Below are 17,167 nucleotides of genomic sequence, written 5' to 3'. Positions count from 1 at the left end.
TCAGGGCTCCTGCGCGGTCGCGGCTTCCGCGGCGCGCGCTTCTTCGGGGGTGACCAGGTGGTAGTCGTCGCCGTACACCTCGCACAGCGCCAGCCACGCCGCGCCCGGGGGCGCGACAACCCGCCAATTATCGCCGTTCCTGCGGCTGAAGGTGCAGCGGGCGGGCGCATCCCCGTCCTCGCTCGCGATATCGGCGCCAATGGTGATCATCAGCGCCATGTTGTCGTAGTCGCGCAGGCGCGGCGGACCGCCCAGCGGCCAGGCGTGGTATTCCCAGGCGCAGCAGCTGGCGCGCCCGGATTCGACCAGGTGGCCGTCGAGTACGCGCAGGTCCGCGTAGCCGCCGCTGAAGAAATGGAAGAGTTTGCCGGTCGCCGGATCCTGGCGATAGAGATCGCCCAGGCAGTTCGGGCCGGCTCCACACATGCCGCGTGCTTCCACTTCGAAGAAGCCGTCCTGATCGATGTCGATCAGGTCGACGTCGCGCAGGGGTTCTTCCATGGCGTCGGTTCCCAGCGTCAGCGCCGGCTGGAACCGCGAGCCGCCCGGAGCGGCAATCGCCACCTCGTAGCGGGCCGGCGACACCGTGCCATCGGCACCAGCCGCATCGCATCGAACCGCCAGGCGCAGGCGCGAGCCGTCCGCCTGGGTGACACCCTGTTCGCGAGGTCGGCATTCGTTGCCGTCTTCATCGGCGAGCGCGGGCGAGGCCGCGCACAGCGGCAGCAGAAACAACGCCGCCCAGCGCAGCAGGCCGCCTTGTCCGCCGCGCGTGATCACGGCGCGGCCCTGCGGCCGAAGCGGGCGCGCAGCGCCGGCCAGCTGGTGGCCAGCACGATGCCCACCGACAACACGATGCCGCCCCACGCATAACCCGCCTCGGCCGGCCGCGACCACGCGACCATGACCGCATGGGCGAACCAGAACAGGGCGAACACCCCCGCCCAGAACGGCGCCCGCGGCCGGCGCAGGAAATGCCCCAGCGACAGCAGGAACGGCGGCAGGCAGAACACCAGCAGCACCGCCTGATAGTGGCGGTCACCGCGGAACCACAGTGCGTACAGCGCCGACAGTGCCAGCAGCATCAGCGCGGACGGGATGCGCGGACGCGTCATCGCTGGCCCTCCAGCCGGCGTGCGACATCGGCCACGCGACGGCCGAGCGCGCGCGCCAGCGCGGCTTCATCGTCGCTGAGCACGGGGTCGTCGCTGCCGCCGGCCACGTGGCTGGCGCCGTAGGGCGAACCGCCGGTGCGGGTGGTGCTCAGCAATGTCTCGGTGAACGGAATCCCGACCAGCACGCAGCCATGGTGCAGCAGCGGCAACTGCATCGACAGCAGGGTCGATTCCTGGCCGCCGTGCTGGGTGGCGGTGGAAGTGAACACCGCGGCGGGTTTGTCGACGAGGGTGCCGCTGGCCCATTCCGCGCCCAGGCCGTCGATGAAATGCTTGAGCGGGGCGGCCATGTTGCCGAAGCGGGTGGGGCTGCCGAGGATGAGGCCGGCGCATTCGGCCAGGTCGCGCGCTTCCACGTAGGGCGCGCCTTCCTCGGGGACCGGAGGCGCGGCCTGCTGGGTCACCGGCGCCACGGGCGGCACCGTGCGCAGGCGCGCCGCCATGCCCTCGACCTCGCCGATGCCGCGCGCGATCTGCCGGGCCAGGCGGGCCACCGATCCGCCGCGGCTGTAGTAGAGCACCAGGATCTCGGCCATGCATCGGTCCATTCGCGTCAGGGCCGCCTAGTATCCCCCGGGGAACGCGGCGATGTCGCGTCGCGGACGCATCGGTTACCCTTTCGGCGTCATGGAGCCACTGGATTCCGTCAATCGCTGGACCGACCGCCTGCGCGACCGCGCGCGCGCCGGTACCTTCTTCCGTTTCTTGGCCAAGCGTTTCCTCGACGATCGGCTGTTCCAGGCGGCGGCATCGCTGGCCTACACCACCCTGTTCGCGCTGGTGCCGCTGGCGATGGTGGTGTTCGGGGTGCTGTCGGCCTTCCCGGTGTTCGATCGCTGGAGCGACCAGCTCAGCGACTACATCTTCTCCAACTTCGTGCCCAATGCGGCGCGTTCGGCGGAGATCTACATCAAGCAGTTCTCCGCCAGCGCGGGCCAGCTCACCGCGGTCGGCGTGATCGTGCTGGTGATTTCACTGCTGATCACGCTCAACAGCGTCGAGGCGACCTTCAACCGGATCTGGCGGGTGGCCTCGTCGCGGCCGAAGTTCGGCCGTTTCCTGGTGTACTGGACGGTGCTGACCCTGGGCGCACTGGTGGCGGCGGCGTCGCTGGCGATGTCGGCCCGCTTCTTCGCCCTGCCGCTGTTCGCGACCAGCGAGGGCCAGGTGCTGCGCACCTTCGTGCTGACGCTGGCGCCGCTGCTGATCGAGTTCGCCGCCATCACCATGATCTACCGCGTGGTGCCGCACCGGACCATCAAGCTGCGCTATGCGATGGCCGGCGCTTTGCTCGCCACCGTCCTGCTGGAACTGGTGAAGTGGGGCCTGGGCCTGTACCTGGGCAGCTTCAATACCTATCAGAAGATCTACAGCACGTTCGCCGCGGTACCGATCCTGCTGATGTGGATCTACCTGTGCTGGGTGGCGATCCTGATGGGGGCGTCGCTGGCGTCGGCGATGGCGGCCTTCCGCTACCAGCCGGTATCGATGCGGCTGCCGCTCGGCTACGAAATCTATGGGCTGCTGCGCATGCTGGGCCGCTTCAACGAAGCCCGCGCGCAGGGCCAGGGCCTGCACAGCGACCAGATCCTGGCGCTGGAGCCGATGCTGACCGATTCGCTGATCCAGCAGATGCTCGGCCAGTTGGCCGACATCAACCTGCTGCGGCGGGCGGAGGAGGGCGAATGGTTGCTGGCGCGGGATCTGGACGACATGACCCTGGCCGAGCTCTACGAGGCGTGCCAGTTGCGCATTCCGATCGCCGAGGCGCACCTGCCGTGTCGCGACGATTCGCTCGGCATCGCCGCGCGCCGCACGCTGGACGAATTGCGGGTGCCGCTGCGCGAACTGCTCAAGCGCCGGGTCAGCGACATCTATCTGGATTCCAACGAGGACAATCGATGAGAGTGGTGCTGACAATCCTGCTGGCGGGCACGCTGGCGCTGGCCGGCTGCAAGCCTTCGACGCCGGCCGCCCCCGCTGCGACCGGTGAACCAAAACCGGCCGCGGAAGCGCCCGCGGCCGATGCCGGCAACGGCATGCAGATCCGGGAAACCACCGCCGATCTGCCGACACTGGCGGTCGATACCATCGATGGCGGACGGTTCGAACTGTCCGCGCAGCGCGGCAAATGGGTGGTGGTCAACTTCTGGGCCACCTGGTGCGCGCCCTGCCTGAAGGAGATGCCGGAACTGTCGGCGCTGGATGCGATGCGCGAGGACGTGCAGGTCATCGGCCTGGCCTACGAGGACATCACCCCCGCCGACATGCAGGCGTTCCTGAAGGAACACCCGGTGGTCTATCCGATCGCCATACTCGACGTGATGGCGCCGCCGGCCGATTTCGCGACACCGCGCGGCTTGCCCACCACCTATTTGATCTCGCCCGAAGGCAAGGTGGCCAAGGCGTTCGCCGGCCCGGTCACCGCGCGTGATCTGGAAGCCCTGATGGCGCAGTCGGCGGGCAAGCCGGGCTGATGGACGCGGTCCGCTTCCTGATCGAAGGCAAGGTGCAGGGCGTGTTCTTCCGCGCCTCCACCCGCGAACAGGCACGCCGGCTGGGTCTGGCGGGGATGGCGCGGAACCTGCCGGACGGGCGCGTGGAAGTGATCGTGGCCGGCGAGCCGGAGGCCATCGAAACGCTGGCGGGTTGGCTGCACCATGGCCCACCGCAGGCACGGGTCGAGCGGGTGGAACGCTCGCCGTGGACTGCGCCGGTGCCGCCGGGATTCGAAGTCGGCTGAAGCGCGTCCCGCAAACAAACGCGTTCGCAAACAAAAAAGAGGCGGCCAGGTGGCCGCCTCTTTCGTTTGCGTCGGTTCGGTCCGGCTTACTTCTTGCCCTGGCCGTTGCCCTTGTCCTTGCCACCCTGTCCTTGTCCCTTGCCCTTGCCGCCGCCGCCCTGCGCCGGAGGACCGTGTTCGCCGCCGCGTCCCTTGTCGGAGGCCGCGTGGCCGTTGCCCTGCGCCGGACGCGAGCTCTTGCCGCCGCCGTTGCCGTTGCCGGCATTCGCCGGCTTGCCCTTGCCCGGACCATGCTTGGACCAGTCGACATGCACGTTGCGATCCACCGCGACCGGATAGCCCCAGCGGTCATAGGTGCGCGAGAAGCCGTTCTTCAGCGCATGGAACTGCGACGAGCCGGGCTTGATGCCCATGCGCTTGGCGATGGCGCCCCAGCCCTGGCCGGGATTGCGCTCGTACTCATGGACGACATCGATGCAGGGCAGGCGCAGGATGTGCGCGATGGCGCAGGCGTAGTAGATGTCGCCCGCCGACCAGCGCCGGCCGAACAGGTCCGTCACCAGCGAGCGCGGTGCACCGTAGTAGCCGGTCATCTCGTCGATGAAGGGCTCGCGGTAGCGCGAACCGTAGTCGTTGATCTCGATCAGGCGGGTGTCGACCCACGCATCGCCCGTGCGGAAGTTGTAGCCGACCACCTGCGCATTCGCGGCCGAAGCGGTGGCGAGCAGTAGGCCGGCGCACAGCGCCAGCAGCGGTCTGGAATGGCGGATGGTGTTCATGGGGCACTCCATTGGCGGATGTGATTCAGGTGCGGCGAGTCTTGGGAGAACGGACTGAATCGGCAGTGAAACAGGTCACGTAACTCACATTCCACATGGGAAACGTTCAGCCGCGCGGAACGAGCGCGCGGATCAGATCGGAAACGGCGCGATCGGCTTGAGCACGCCGTACTTCTCTTTCTGCGGTTTGCCCTTCAACGGCGGAAGGCCGAAGGTCTCCAGCGGCACCTGGGTGTCTGGCAGGCGATCCAGCAGATCCCGGATCAGGGTCAGCCGTCCGCGTCGCTGATCGTTGAAGTCGACCAGCGTCCACGGCGCGTCGGTGGTGTGCGTGGCTTTGAGCATCGCTTCGCGGGCGGCGGTGTAGTCGGCGTATTTCTCGCGCGCCTTCAGATCGATGGGCGAGAGCTTCCAGCTCTTGAGCGGTTCCTCGGCGCGTTCGGCGAAGCGCTCCTCCTGGCGCGACTGATCCACCGCCAGCCAGTACTTGAACAACAGGATGCCGTCGTCCACCAGCAGCTTCTCGAAGATCGGGACCTGGGCCAGGAACCGGCGGTATTCGGTGGCGGTGCAGAAGCCCATCACCTTTTCCACCCCGGCGCGGTTGTACCAGCTGCGATCGAACAGCACGATTTCACCCGCCGCCGGCAGGTGTGCGATGTAACGTTGCAGGTACCACTGGGTACTTTCGCGTTCACCGGGTTTGGGCAGTGCGGCCACATGGCACTGGCGCGGATTGAGGTGTTCGCGGATGGCGTTGATGGCACCGCCCTTGCCGGCGGTATCGCGGCCTTCCATCAGCACCACGATGCGCGCGCCCGCGTGCGCGGCCCAGCGTGCCATCGCCGCCAGTTCCAGTTGCAACGGCTTGAGCAACTGTTCGTATTCCTTGCGCTTGAGTTCTTTCATGGGGCCTTCTTCCGGCGGTTCTGGCGGGACGTGCCGGCCATGCCGCGCGCCACTTCCAGCAGCGCGCCCTGCTGGCGGGAATTCAGTTCGCGGTACGCGGCCAGGAGATCGTGTTCGCCGCGCGTGCGCGCCGGATCCAGCTGGGTGGCCAGTTCCGCCAGCAACGCGCCCGCCGGCACGCCGAACGTGCGGGCGAGGGCGGCCAGCTGATCCTTGCCGGGCAGCTTGTCGCCGCTCATCCACGATCGGACGGTCGCGGCGCCGACCCGGGGAATGGCGGTGGCGATGTCGGCGGCGCTGAGTCCGCTGGCCTTGGCGAGCATGCGCAGGGTGGCGTCGATGGACATGGCCGTTCCTGTAGTCATTCCTTGAGGCGGGGCCGCAGGGTGGCGAGGTTGCAGGGCCGGGTGCGGGCGTCGAGTTGCGCGGAGATGATGCGTTCCCAGGCCGTGCGGCAGGCCGAGGTGGAGCCGGGCAGGCAGAACAGGAAGGTGCCGTTGGCCAATCCGGCGAAGGCGCGCGACTGCAACGAGGAGGTCCCGATTTCCTCGAAGCTGATCGCGCGGAACAACTCGCCGAAGCCCGGCATCTCCTTGTCGAGCAGCGGCAGCAGGGCTTCCGGCGTGGAATCGCGGCCGGTGAAGCCGGTGCCGCCGGTGACGAGGATGCCGTCCACCTCCGGATCCGCGATCCAGCGCGAAACCAGTGCACGCAGCTGGTAGCGGTCGTCCGGAAGCAGGCTGCGCTCGGCGATCCGGTGGCCGGCGTCGGTGGCGGCGTTGGCGAGGTAGTCGCCGCTGCCGTCCTCGGCCAGGGTACGGCTGTCGGAGACGGTCAGCAGGGCAAGGCGCAGGGGCAGGAAGTCGTTGGCATGGCTCATGCCGGCAGCGTAAGGGCTGGCCGGCGCGGCTTTCAATGGTGCCCGTTCACGACCGGCACGCGCCCCCCGCCATCGCGGCGGTATCCGCGCCGCAAAAGGCCTCAGGCATCCAGCGGAAGGCGGAACCGCAGGGTGCCGTCGTACGGCTCCCAACCCAGGTGCCGGTACAGCGCCTGGGCGGTGCGGTTGTCATGATCGGTTTCCAGCTCCAGGCGCGCGGCACCCGAATCCCGGCCGAATGCCGCCGCAGCGTCCAGCAACGCCCGCGCCACGCCCTGGCGGCGGGCCTCGCGGACGACGTAAAGGTCGTTGAGCACCCAGACGCGTACCGCGCGCACGGAGGAGAACGAAGGAAACAACTGGGTGAATCCGCGCAGGCGTCCGCCGTCCTCGGCGACGAAGATCACCGACTCCTCTCGCGCCAGCCGCTCGTGGATGAACGTCGACGCCAGCGTGGCGTCCGGGGCCTGCTCGTAGAACTGCCGGTACAGATCGAACAGTGGCGCGATCGCGCCCGCGTCGGCCAGGGTCGCGCGTCGTACCGTGATGCTCATGCCGCCTCCGTCAGTCGGGCCAGTTCGTCGGCCTGGTATTCGCGGGTCAGGCGATCCACCAGCGGATCCAGATCGCCTTCCATGATGTTGGGCAGATCGTACAGGGTCAGGCCCTCGACCCGGTGATCGGTGATCCGGCCCTGCGGGAAATTGTAGGTGCGGATGCGCTGGCTGCGGTCGCCGCTGCCGACCTGCAACCGCCGCGAGGCGGCCTGGGCGGCCTGCTGCTTGCTGCGCTCGGCGTCGAGCAGTTGCGCCTTCAGCCGCTTCATCGCCTTGTCGCGGTTGGCGTGCTGGCTGCGCTCGGTCTGGCACTCGACCACCACGCCGGAAGGCACGTGGGTGATGCGGATGGCCGATTCGGTCTTGTTGACGTGCTGGCCGCCGGCGCCGGAAGAGCGGAAGGTGTCGATCCGCAGATCCGCCGGATTGATCGCGATGTCCTCGACCTCGTCCACGTCGGGGATGATCGCCACGGTGGCCGCCGAGGTATGGATGCGGCCCTGCGATTCGGTTTCGGGCACGCGCTGCACGCGATGGGTGCCGGATTCGAACTTGAGCCGCGAGAACGCGCCGCGCCCGCTGACCTTGGCCACGATTTCCTTGTAGCCGCCATGCTCGCCGGGATTGTCGGACTCGATCTCCACCCGCCAGCCCTGGCGCTCGGCGTAGCGCGCGTACATGCGGAACAGATCGCCGGCGAAGATCGCCGCCTCGTCGCCGCCGGTACCGGCGCGCACTTCCAGGAACAGGTTGCCGTCGTCGCGGTTGTCGCGCGGCACCAGCAGCAGCGACAGTTCGTCTTCCAGCTCGGCCAGGCGCGCGCGCGCGACGGCGATTTCCTCTTCCGCCAGATCGCCCAGGTCCGGATCCCCGCGCATCGCCTCGGCCGAGGCCAGGTCGCGCTTGGCCTTGGCTTCCTCCGCCAGCGCCAGCGCCACCGGTTCCAGTTGTGCGAACTCGCGCGAATAGTTGCGGAAGCGATCGTTGTCGCCGGCCACGCCGGGGTCGGCCAGCAGGCGTTCCAGTTCCTCGCGGCGTTCGGCCAGCGCTTCGAGTTTACGGCGCAGCGTCGGCGTCATCGGGTTTCTTGGGATGGGAGTAGGGCGCCTTTTCCGGGAACAGGCGATCGGCGGCGCGCGCCAACTCGGCGTCGCCGGTCAGCGCGGCCTCGCGTAGCGCGGCGGTCGGCGGATGCAACAGCCGGTTGGTCAGCGAGTGGGCCAGGAATTCCAGCACCGCGTCCGGATCGCGACCGTTGGAGAGTTGCTGGCGGGCCTTGGCCAGCACGTCGTCGCGTGCCTGCTCGCCATGCGCGCGCAGGCGCTTGAGCGGCTCCTGGCGGCTGCTGGCATGCAGGGTTTCCACGAAGCGGGCGACCTGCAGTTCGATGATCGCCTCGGCGGCGTCGGCGGCCTCGCGGCGGCTGCGGCGGTTGTCTTCCACCGCGCGCTCCAGATCGTCGACCGTGTACAGGTAGGCGTCGTTGAGCTCGGCCACGTCGGCGGCGATGTCGCGCGGGACCGCCAGATCGAACAGCAGCATCGGCTTGTGCCGGCGGCGCGCGAGCGCCTGTTCAACATGCGCGCGGAGCAGGATTGGCTCGCGCGCGGCGGTCGCCGAAAACACCACGTCGGCCTCGGCCAGGTGGCGTTCCAGTTCGCCCAGCGGCAGGGCGTAGCCGCCGTGCCGGCTGGCCAGTTCCTGCGCGTGGGCAAGCGTCCGGTTGGCGATCAGCAGCCGCCGCACCCGGCCTTCACTGAGGTGCTTGGCCGCCAGCTCGATGGTTTCGCCGGCGCCGACCAGCAGCACGGTCGAGTCGCTGAGGCGGGCGAACGAATCCTGCGCCAGGCGCACCGCGGTGGAGGCTACCGACACCGGATTGGCGCCCACGCGGGTGTCGGTGCGGGCGCGCTTGGCCACCGCGAAGGTTTGCTGGAACAGCCGGTCCAGGCGACTGCCCAGCGCGCCGTGCTCGCGCGCGTTGGCCCAGGCGTCCTTCACCTGGCCGAGGATCTGCGGTTCACCGAGCACCATCGAGTCCAGCCCGGTCGCGACCCGGAACAGGTGGCGCACGGCGTCGGCGTCGCGATGGCGGTAGAGATAGGCTTCCAGCCCGTCGGCATGGGTCGCCAGCCAGTTCGCCAGCACCTGCCCGTCATGGGCCACCGCGTACAGCTCGGTGCGGTTGCAGGTGGACAGCAGCGCGGCTTCCTCGACCTGCGGCAGGGCGCGCAACGCGGACAGCGCCGACGGCAACGCGCCAGCGTCGAACGCCACGCGTTCGCGCAGTTCGACCGGCGCGGTCTGGTGATTCAGTCCGAGGACCCACAACGTCATCGTTCAGGTGCTTGCGCTAAGCTGCTGGCTGGTAAGTGGCCGCTATTTTACGGCCCACGTGAGTCTCATGCCCGCAATATTGCGTCTCAGCCTGGTGCTTTCCTTGCTGTTGGCCCTGTCCGGCCCCGCGTTGGCCTCGCGCAAGGCGCCGCCGGCGCGGGACGATGCCCTCACCACGGTGATGGCGGGCGAGTTCGCGCTCCAGACCGGGCAGCTGTCGGAAGCCTCCCGCTGGTACCTGGAAGCGGCCCGCGCCACCGAGGATGCCGGGCTGGCCGAGCGTGCCACCCGCATCGCCCTGCTTTCCAACGACGACGCCGGCGCCACCGAGGCGCTCAAGCTGTGGCGCGCCCGCGCGCCGAAGTCGCTGGCCATGCGCGGTGCCGAAGCCACCCTGGCGCTGCGCCGGGGCGACGCCCGCGCAGCCCGCCGGGAACTGGGCACGCTGATGGCCTCGCCCGACGAGATGGGCTGGCGCTACGCGCTGACCGCGCTGGGCAGCGGCGGCAAGGATCCGGAGCTGCCGGCGAAACTGCTGGGCGAACTGGTCGACGGCAACACCATTCCCGCCCAGTTGCAGGCCTGGCTGGCGTTCGCCGGATTGGCCCAGCAGCTGGAGCAGCCGGAACTGTCGCGCCGGATCGTCGGCAGCGTGGTGGACCGCTTCCCGCAGGAGCCGCGCGTGGTGCTGCTGCACGCGGCCCAGCTGCGGCGGTCCGGTGACGAAGCCGAGGCGCGCAAGGTGCTGGGCGGGCTGGGACCGGACGTACTGGAAAAGCCCGAACTGCGATTGGCAGTGGCGGCCGAGTACGAGGCGCTGGGGGATTCGGTGGCCGCGGCGGCCACCCTGGCGAAGGGGCCGCAGGACGATCAGAGCTACGCGCTGCGGGCCTCCCTGCTGGCCAAGGCCGACAACACCACCGCGCTGACCGCGCTGTACGACGAACTGCGCCGCGAGGCCAGCCAGCCCGACGGCGGCCGGCGGTTGCTGCTGGGACAGATGGCCGAGTTCCTCAAGCGTCCGCAGGAAGCGCTGGACTGGTACCGCAGCGTGCCGGCCGGCAGCGCCCGTTCCGAGGCGCGCCTGCGCGCCGCCAACACCCTCTACGAACTGGACGACAAGGCCCAGGCGTTCCAGGAACTGCGCACCCTGCAGGGCGACGCCTCGGCCGACGACGACGCCCGCCGCAATGCCTATCTGCTGGAAGCCGAGCTGCGCCAGAAGAACGGGGACGACAACGGCGAGCTGGATGTGTTCGCGCGCGGCCTGGCGGCCTATCCGGACGACATCGAGGTCCTCTATGCGCGCGGCCTGGCCTGGGAACGGCGGGATCGGATCGATCGCGCAGAGGCCGATTTCCGCAAGATCCTGGTCATCGATCCGGAGAACACCGCCACCCTCAACGCACTCGGCTACACCCTGGCCGATCGCACCCAGCGCTACCGGGAAGCGCTGGAGCTGATTGATCGCGCGCGCGTGGCCGAGCCGGAGAACGCCGCCATCATCGACAGCTATGGCTGGGTGCTGTACCGGCTGGGACGGTTGCCGGAAGCGCTGGTGCAACTGCGCCGTGCCTTCACCCTGCAGAAGGATCCCGAGATCGCCGCGCACGTCGGCGAAGTGCTGTGGGTGATGGGGCAGAAGGACGAGGCGCGCAAGTATTTCGACGAGGCGCGCAAGCTCGACCCTGAAAACCGCTCGCTGCAGCGGGCGCTGGAGAAGACCGGAGCATGAAGTGGAACTGGCGTGGCCCGCTGCTGGCGGCCTGTGTGTTGATGCTGGCCGCCTGCGCCAGCGGGGGTGGTCGCAAATCCGCGCCGCCACCACTGGATGATCCCGAGGACGTGGCCGCCGCGCAGGCGCGCCAGGCCACCCGCGAAGCGTGGTTGCGCGGGCAACCGGAATGGGGATTCGAGGCGCGGGTGGCGGTCAGCCAGGCCGGCAAGGGCGGCAGCGGCCGGCTCGACTGGCGCCAGCAGGGCGCGCAGTACACCGCTTCGTTGAGCGCCCCGGTCACCCGCCAGAGCTGGCGCCTCAGCGCCGACGCCGACGGCGCGCGGCTGGAAGGGCTGGAAGGCGGCCCCCGCCAGGGCGAAGACGCCGATCTGCTGCTGCGCGAAGCCACCGGCTGGGACATTCCGGTGCAGACCCTCTCGGAATGGGCGCGCGGCCTGAGCGGGCAGGGCAGCCCGGAGTTCGGTCCCGAGGGCCAGCTGCAGGCGTTGCGCCAGGCTGGCTGGACCATCCGCTACACCGACTGGCTGCCGGCCGCCGGCGCTCAGCCCGCGATGCCCCGGCGAATCGAGGCCGAGCGCGGCCAGGCCCGGGTCCGCCTGATCGTGGATCGCTGGGATCTCGGGGCCGCGCCGTGACGGCATCCTCTCCGGAGGACGGCTGGTCGGCCTGGCCCGCACCGGCCAAGCTGAACCTGTTCCTCCACATCACCGGCCGCCGACCGGACGGCTATCACCTGCTGCAGTCGGTGTTCCGGATCCTGGATTGGGGCGACACCGTGCACCTGCGGGTGCGGCCGGATGGCGCGATCCGCCGGGTGGGAGCTTCCGTTCCCGGCGTGGCCGAGGCCGATGACCTGTTGGTGCGCGCGGCTAACTTGCTAAAAGAAGAGGCCAATTGCGCGCAAGGAGCGGACATCTCCGTTGAAAAGCGCATTCCAGCCGGCGGTGGCTTTGGCGGCGGCTCGTCCGACGCGGCGACGGTGCTGGTCGTGCTCAACCGGCTCTGGGGTACCGGCCTGCCGGTGGAGCGACTGGCGGCGCTGGGCCTGCGGCTGGGCGCGGACGTACCGGTGTTCGTCCGCGGGCACAACGCCTGGGCCGAGGGCGTCGGTGAACAGCTCACCCCCATCGCCCTGCCTCCGGCCTGGTACGTGCTGGCCGACCCCGGCGTCCATGTCCCCACCGCGGCACTTTTCCAGGCCCCTGATTTGACGCGAAACGCGCCACCCGCGAAAATGTCGGACTTCGTTTCGGGACACCTGCTCGGCAATGCGTTCGAGCCGGTACTGCGCCGCCGGGAACCCGCCATCGAGGCCGTGTTCCAGGCCTTGGCGCGTATCGGCACGCCGCGGCTGACCGGATCCGGCAGCGGTTGCTTCGTCGAGTTCGCCCAGCGGACCCAGGCGGAAGCGGCGCTGGCGGAACTGTCCGGCCTGCGGGCCTGGCTGGCGCCGGGCGCGCCGCGCTCGCCGCTGCAGGATGCGCTCGAATCGGAAACCTAACGCCTAGGGGCGTCGCCAAGTGGTTAAGGCACCGGGTTTTGATCCCGGCATTCGTAGGTTCGAATCCTTCCGCCCCTGCCAATCCGCGGTTTTCCTGCAGCGCCCGCGAGGGACTGCGCCGCGACTTCCCGCCGCCGCCAGAAGCCACGCCGAGAGAGAAAAATGCAAGACGACCGCAACCTGCTTGTCTTCTCCGGCAACGCCAACAAGCCGCTGGCCGACAGCATCTGCCGCGAACTGGGCGTGCGTCCGGGCAAGGCGCTGGTGTCGCGCTTCTCCGACGGCGAAGTGCAGGTGGAAATCGAGGAGAACGTCCGCCGGCAGGAAGTGTTCGTGGTCCAGCCCACCTGCGCCCCGGCCGCGGAAAACCTGATGGAACTGCTGGTGCTGATCGACGCGCTCAAGCGCGCCTCGGCCGCCAGCGTCACCGCGGTGGTGCCGTACTTCGGCTACTCGCGCCAGGATCGCCGCCTGCGTTCCTCGCGCGTGCCGATCACCGCCAAGGTGGCGGCCAAGATGTTCAGCGCGGTCGGTACCGATCGGGTGCTGACGGTGGACCTGCACGCCGACCAGATCCAGGGCTTCTTCGATATCCCGGTCGACAACGTGTACGCCTCGCCGCTGCTGCTGGCCGACATCTGGCGCGCCTACGGCACCGACAACCTGATCGTGGTCTCGCCCGACGTGGGCGGCGTGGTGCGCGCGCGCGCCGTCGCCAAGCGCCTGGACGATGCCGACCTGGCCATCATCGACAAGCGCCGTCCGCGCGCCAATGTCGCCACCGTGATGAACATCATCGGTGACGTGGACGGCAAGGACTGCGTGCTGGTGGACGACATCGTCGACACCGCCGGCACCCTGTGCGCCGCTGCCGCAGCGCTGAAGTCGCGAGGCGCCAAGAAGGTGGCCGCGTACTGCACCCACGCCGTGCTCTCGGGCCCGGCGGTGGACAACCTGAACAAGTCGGTGCTGGACGAACTGGTCGTCACCGACACCATCCCGCTTTCGCCGGAAGCGAAGGCGTGCGGCCGCATCCGCCAGCTCAGCGTGGCGGAACTGCTGGCCGAAACGGTCCGCCGCATCGCCTTTGGCGAGTCGGTGAGCTCGCTGTATGTGGATTGACGGCCGGGATTCGTGATTGGGGATTCGGGATTGGCGTTTGCGAATCCCGAATCCCGAATGCCAAATCCCGGCATTCAAACGGCTCTCCTGGTCGCGGGGGAGTCTTCAAGGCCGCCGCGAGGCGGTTCATCAACCTAGGTAGTTAGCAAACATGGCAAAGACACACGAAATCAAGGTCCAGCGCCGCGAAGACGAGGGTAAGGGTGCGAGCCGCCGCCTGCGTCACGCCGGCAACGTTCCCGCCATCGTCTACGGTGGCGAACTCAAGCCGGTCAGCATCCAGCTGAACCACAACGAAGTCTGGCTGGCCAGCCAGCACGACTGGTTCTATTCCTCGATCCTGGACCTGAGCCTCAATGGCGACATCCAGAAGGTGCTGCTGCGTGACATGCAGCGTCACCCGTACAAGCAGCAGATCATGCACCTGGACTTCCAGCGCGTGAACGAGAACGAGACCCTGCGCACCGCGGTGCCGCTGCACTTCATCAACCAGGACACCTCGCCCGCCGGCAAGTCGGCCGACGTGGTCGTGACCCACGAACTGAACGAAGTCGTGGTCGAGTGCCTGCCGAAGGATCTGCCGGAGTTCATCGAGCTCGACCTGTCGAACCTGGCCGTGGGCGCCGTCGTGCACCTGTCGGAGATCAAGCTGCCGGCCGGCGTGGAAATCCCGGAACTGAAGCTGGGCAAGGAACACGACGTCGCTGTCGTGATCGCCAAGCACGGCAAGGAAGAAGCCGAGGCTCCGGCCGAAGGCGCCGAGAAGGAAGAGAAGTAATCTTGCGCCACGGTGCGTCCGCGTCAGCGGGCGCACCGGCGTGAGGCACTGCGATGACAGGTCTTCGTCTCATCGTCGGACTGGGCAATCCCGGTGCCGAGCACGCCAGAACCCGGCACAACGCCGGGTTCCGTTTTGTCGACACCCTGGCCGAGGCACAGGGCGTGCGGTTCGGCCTGGAAAGCAAGCTGTTCGGTGAAACCGCCAAGGTCGTGGTCGCCGGCCAGCCAGTCTGGCTGCTCAAGCCGGCCACCTACATGAACCTGAGCGGCAAATCGGTGACCGCCGCCCTGCGCTATTGGAAGATTGCGCCGGAAGAGGCGCTGCTGGCCCACGACGAACTGGACCTGGCGCCCGGCGTGGCGCGGCTGAAGTTCGATGGCGGCCACGGCGGCCAGAACGGCCTGCGCGACACCCTCCAGTTGCTGGGGCACGGCAAGTTCCACCGCCTGCGCATCGGCATCGGCCATCCCGGCCACAAGGACAAGGTGACCGGCTGGGTGCTGGGCAAGCCGGGCAAGGACGACGAAATCCTGATCGGCCGCGCCATCGACGACGCCATCGACGTACTCCCGCTGGCCGTGCAGGGCGATTTCAACGAGGCCATGAAGCGGCTGCACACGAGCAGGGATTAGGCATTGGGGATTCGGGATTCGGAAAAGCGCTTTTCGAATCCCGAATCCCGAATTCCCAATCCCGGATATTTATGGGCATCAAATGCGGCATCGTCGGCCTGCCCAACGTGGGCAAGTCGACCCTGTTCAACGCGCTGACCAAGGCGGGCATCGCCGCGGCCAATTTTCCGTTCTGCACCATCGAGCCGAATGTCGGCGTGGTGCCGGTACCGGATCCGCGACTGAACCAGCTGGCCGAAATCGTCAAGCCGCAGAAAGTGCTGCCGACCGCGGTCGAGTTCGTCGACATCGCCGGGCTGGTGGCCGGCGCGGCTAGCGGCGAGGGCCTGGGCAACAAGTTCCTGGCCCACATCCGCGAGGTGGACGCGATCACCCACGTGGTGCGTTGCTTCGAGCACGGCGACATCGTCCATGTGTCCGGCAAGGTGGATCCCATCGCCGATATCGAGACCATCGACACCGAACTGGCGCTGGCCGACCTGGATAGCGTCGAAAAAGCGCTCAACCGCGCCGAACGTTCGGCCAAGGCCGGCGAAAAGGATGCCATCGCCCGCAAACCGGTCCTGCAGAAGCTGCATGCCGGCCTGAGTGAAGGCCAGCCGGGCCGCGCGCTGGGCCTGGACGAGGAGGAGCGGGCGCTGGTCCGCGACCTGTTCCTGCTGACCCTCAAGCCGGTGATGTACGTGGCCAACGTGCTGGAGGACGGCTTCGAGAACAACCCGCACCTGGAGGCCGTGCGTGCCCGCGCCGCCACCGAGGGCGCCGAGGTGGTGCCGGTCTCGGCCGCCATCGAGGAAGAGCTGGCCCAACTGGACAACGCCGATCGCGACACCTTCCTGGCCGACCTCGGTCTGGACGAACCAGGCCTCAACCGGGTGATCCGCGCGGCCTACAAGCTGCTCGGCCTGCAGACCTACTTCACCGCCGGGGTCAAGGAAGTCCGGGCCTGGACGGTCAAGGCCGGGGCCACCGCGCCCCAGGCGGCGGCGGTCATCCATACCGATTTCGAGAAGGGCTTCATCCGCGCCGAGACCATCGCCTTCGACGATTTCATCAAGTACAAGGGTGAGGCGGGCGCGCGCGACGCCGGCCGGCTGCGCCTGGAAGGCAAGGAATACCGGGTGCAGGAAGGCGACGTGCTGCACTTCCGCTTCAACGTCTGATAAAAAAGTTGGCGTTTCGCGTTGACAGCCAGTCTGCTTCAGGCCAAAATCGCTGGCTGTTTCACCCCGGTTTGATTTGGCCCCTCCGGCCGGCTCTTCCGGGTGGCTACGGAGGGATACCCAAGCGGCCAACGGGGGCAGACTGTAAATCTGCTGGCTTACGCCTTCGGTGGTTCGAATCCACCTCCCTCCACCAAAATTTGAGTTGTTTTGTGTTGTAGTGGTCTCCCGGCGCGGGAGTAGTTCAACGGTAGAACCTCAGCCTTCCAAGCTGATGGTGCGGGTTCGATTCCCGTCTCCCGCTCCACTTGAACGCCCAGCGCGGGACCTGCGGTAACCGAAGCGACAAACAGTTTCACGCTCACGTAGCTCAGTCGGTAGAGCACCTCCTTGGTAAGGAGGAGGTCGATGGTTCGATTCCATTCGTGAGCACCACCTTTCCAACTCCATTTCAACGATCCACCTCGAGAAGAAGCAGCCATGGCAAAGGGTAAATTCGAACGCACCAAGCCGCACGTGAACGTGGGCACGATTGGTCACGTTGACCACGGCAAGACGACGCTGACGGCGGCGCTGACGAAGGTGGGTGCCGAGCGCTTTGGCGGCGAGTTCAAGGCGTACGACGCGATTGACGCGGCGCCGGAAGAGAAGGCTCGCGGCATCACGATTTCGACGGCGCACGTGGAATACGAAAGCCCGACGCGCCACTACGCGCACGTGGATTGCCCGGGTCACGCGGACTACGTGAAGAACATGATTACCGGTGCGGCGCAGATGGACGGCGCGATTCTGGTGTGCTCGGCCGCGGACGGCCCGATGCCGCAGACGCGCGAGCACATCCTGCTGTCGC

At 68.1% G+C, this 17,167-nt stretch carries 21 protein-coding genes and 4 tRNA genes; 15 read left to right on the top strand and 10 right to left on the bottom strand.

The features are described 5' to 3' along the window. The 3 genes from IB228_RS06035 to wrbA are packed head-to-tail and all read right to left on the bottom strand — an operon-like array spanning window position 1 to window position 1,711. Complete coding sequence (locus tag IB228_RS06035) at window positions 1–780, bottom strand: hypothetical protein (RefSeq protein WP_192197887.1); 780 nt, start codon at window positions 778–780, stop codon at window positions 1–3. Then, entirely contained in the window at window positions 777–1,115 is a 339-nt protein-coding gene (locus IB228_RS06030; RefSeq protein WP_192197886.1) for a DUF2069 domain-containing protein, read from the bottom strand. The genes IB228_RS06035 and IB228_RS06030 overlap by 4 nt, the downstream gene beginning before the upstream one ends. Further along, window positions 1,112–1,711: an NAD(P)H:quinone oxidoreductase gene (gene wrbA, locus IB228_RS06025; RefSeq protein ID WP_183638729.1), complete on the bottom strand. Its 600-nt coding sequence runs from the start codon at window positions 1,709–1,711 to the stop codon at window positions 1,112–1,114. Before wrbA ends, IB228_RS06030 begins: the two co-directional genes overlap by 4 nt. 91 nt (window positions 1,712–1,802) lie before the next feature. Here wrbA and IB228_RS06020 point away from each other — a divergent pair, with 91 nt between their 5' ends. Genes IB228_RS06020 through IB228_RS06010 form a run of 3 tightly spaced genes read left to right on the top strand, consistent with a single transcriptional unit; the run spans window position 1,803 to window position 3,918 of the window. Then, complete coding sequence (locus tag IB228_RS06020) at window positions 1,803–3,080, top strand: YihY family inner membrane protein (RefSeq protein WP_183641165.1); 1,278 nt, start codon at window positions 1,803–1,805, stop codon at window positions 3,078–3,080. Further along, window positions 3,077–3,652, top strand: a complete 576-nt coding sequence (locus IB228_RS06015; RefSeq protein ID WP_192197885.1) for a TlpA disulfide reductase family protein — start codon at window positions 3,077–3,079, stop codon at window positions 3,650–3,652. The genes IB228_RS06020 and IB228_RS06015 overlap by 4 nt, the downstream gene beginning before the upstream one ends. After that, window positions 3,652–3,918, top strand: a complete 267-nt coding sequence (locus IB228_RS06010; protein ID WP_192197884.1) for an acylphosphatase — start codon at window positions 3,652–3,654, stop codon at window positions 3,916–3,918. The genes IB228_RS06015 and IB228_RS06010 overlap by 1 nt, the downstream gene beginning before the upstream one ends. Before the next feature lie 86 nt (window positions 3,919–4,004). Here IB228_RS06010 and IB228_RS06005 read toward each other — a convergent pair whose 3' ends face one another. The 7 genes from IB228_RS06005 to hemA form a co-directional block, all read right to left on the bottom strand. Next, the gene (locus IB228_RS06005) at window positions 4,005–4,697 is read right to left on the bottom strand and encodes a hypothetical protein (RefSeq protein ID WP_192197883.1); all 693 of its coding nucleotides are present in this window, start codon (window positions 4,695–4,697) and stop codon (window positions 4,005–4,007) included. Between the two features lie 132 nt (window positions 4,698–4,829). Beyond that, the gene (gene ppk2 / locus IB228_RS06000; RefSeq protein ID WP_192197882.1) at window positions 4,830–5,606 is read right to left on the bottom strand and encodes a polyphosphate kinase 2; all 777 of its coding nucleotides are present in this window, start codon (window positions 5,604–5,606) and stop codon (window positions 4,830–4,832) included. Next, window positions 5,603–5,953: a helix-turn-helix domain-containing protein gene (locus tag IB228_RS05995; RefSeq protein WP_183638720.1), complete on the bottom strand. Its 351-nt coding sequence runs from the start codon at window positions 5,951–5,953 to the stop codon at window positions 5,603–5,605. Before IB228_RS05995 ends, ppk2 begins: the two co-directional genes overlap by 4 nt. 14 nt (window positions 5,954–5,967) lie before the next feature. Next, on the bottom strand, window positions 5,968–6,486 hold the full coding sequence (gene moaB / locus IB228_RS05990) for a molybdenum cofactor biosynthesis protein B (RefSeq protein ID WP_183638718.1): 519 nt from the start codon (window positions 6,484–6,486) through the stop codon (window positions 5,968–5,970). A gap of 101 nt (window positions 6,487–6,587) precedes the next feature. Next, the gene (locus tag IB228_RS05985; protein WP_192197881.1) at window positions 6,588–7,040 is read right to left on the bottom strand and encodes a GNAT family N-acetyltransferase; all 453 of its coding nucleotides are present in this window, start codon (window positions 7,038–7,040) and stop codon (window positions 6,588–6,590) included. Then, on the bottom strand, window positions 7,037–8,122 hold the full coding sequence (gene prfA / locus IB228_RS05980; RefSeq protein WP_192197880.1) for a peptide chain release factor 1: 1,086 nt from the start codon (window positions 8,120–8,122) through the stop codon (window positions 7,037–7,039). Before prfA ends, IB228_RS05985 begins: the two co-directional genes overlap by 4 nt. After that, entirely contained in the window at window positions 8,100–9,380 is a 1,281-nt protein-coding gene (gene hemA / locus IB228_RS05975; RefSeq protein WP_183638712.1) for a glutamyl-tRNA reductase, read from the bottom strand. Before hemA ends, prfA begins: the two co-directional genes overlap by 23 nt. A 67-nt stretch (window positions 9,381–9,447) precedes the next feature. Between hemA and IB228_RS05970 the strand changes: the two genes are divergently transcribed. From IB228_RS05970 to IB228_RS05915, 12 genes are all read left to right on the top strand, one after another. Continuing rightward, complete coding sequence (locus IB228_RS05970) at window positions 9,448–11,115, top strand: tetratricopeptide repeat protein (RefSeq protein WP_192197879.1); 1,668 nt, start codon at window positions 9,448–9,450, stop codon at window positions 11,113–11,115. Continuing rightward, the gene (lolB, locus tag IB228_RS05965) at window positions 11,112–11,753 is read left to right on the top strand and encodes a lipoprotein insertase outer membrane protein LolB (RefSeq protein WP_192197878.1); all 642 of its coding nucleotides are present in this window, start codon (window positions 11,112–11,114) and stop codon (window positions 11,751–11,753) included. Before IB228_RS05970 ends, lolB begins: the two co-directional genes overlap by 4 nt. Beyond that, window positions 11,750–12,619, top strand: a complete 870-nt coding sequence (gene ispE, locus IB228_RS05960) for a 4-(cytidine 5'-diphospho)-2-C-methyl-D-erythritol kinase (protein WP_192197877.1) — start codon at window positions 11,750–11,752, stop codon at window positions 12,617–12,619. The genes lolB and ispE overlap by 4 nt, the downstream gene beginning before the upstream one ends. 5 nt (window positions 12,620–12,624) lie before the next feature. Beyond that, window positions 12,625–12,700, top strand: a tRNA-Gln gene (locus IB228_RS05955). An 81-nt stretch (window positions 12,701–12,781) separates the two neighbouring features. Further along, complete coding sequence (locus IB228_RS05950) at window positions 12,782–13,741, top strand: ribose-phosphate diphosphokinase (protein WP_141455864.1); 960 nt, start codon at window positions 12,782–12,784, stop codon at window positions 13,739–13,741. Window positions 13,742–13,892: 151 nt separating this feature from the next. Continuing rightward, a complete protein-coding gene (locus tag IB228_RS05945) occupies window positions 13,893–14,519 on the top strand; it encodes a 50S ribosomal protein L25/general stress protein Ctc (RefSeq protein WP_183638704.1) in 627 nt (208 codons plus the stop codon). A gap of 53 nt (window positions 14,520–14,572) precedes the next feature. Further along, window positions 14,573–15,154, top strand: a complete 582-nt coding sequence (pth, locus tag IB228_RS05940; protein ID WP_192197876.1) for an aminoacyl-tRNA hydrolase — start codon at window positions 14,573–14,575, stop codon at window positions 15,152–15,154. Window positions 15,155–15,225: 71 nt separating this feature from the next. Next, window positions 15,226–16,317 carry a redox-regulated ATPase YchF gene (gene ychF, locus IB228_RS05935; protein ID WP_192197875.1) on the top strand — a complete coding sequence of 364 codons (1,092 nt, stop codon included), beginning with the start codon at window positions 15,226–15,228 and terminating at the stop codon, window positions 16,315–16,317. Window positions 16,318–16,427: 110 nt separating this feature from the next. Further along, window positions 16,428–16,513 (top strand) — tRNA-Tyr (locus tag IB228_RS05930). Window positions 16,514–16,550: 37 nt separating this feature from the next. Beyond that, window positions 16,551–16,624 (top strand) — tRNA-Gly (locus tag IB228_RS05925). 52 nt (window positions 16,625–16,676) lie between these two features. After that, window positions 16,677–16,752: transfer RNA gene (locus IB228_RS05920), tRNA-Thr, on the top strand. Window positions 16,753–16,797: 45 nt separating this feature from the next. Next, window positions 16,798–17,167: GTP-binding protein (locus IB228_RS05915; protein WP_192197874.1), on the top strand; the 370-nt coding region annotated here is incomplete at its 3' end.

It is taken from the genome of Pseudoxanthomonas sp. PXM04 (assembly GCF_014851695.1).
Taxonomy (GTDB): Bacteria; Pseudomonadota; Gammaproteobacteria; order Xanthomonadales; family Xanthomonadaceae; genus Pseudoxanthomonas_A; species Pseudoxanthomonas_A beigongshangi.
Note: the sequence above shows the minus strand (reverse complement) of the source record. Positions and strands in the feature narration are given on the sequence as shown.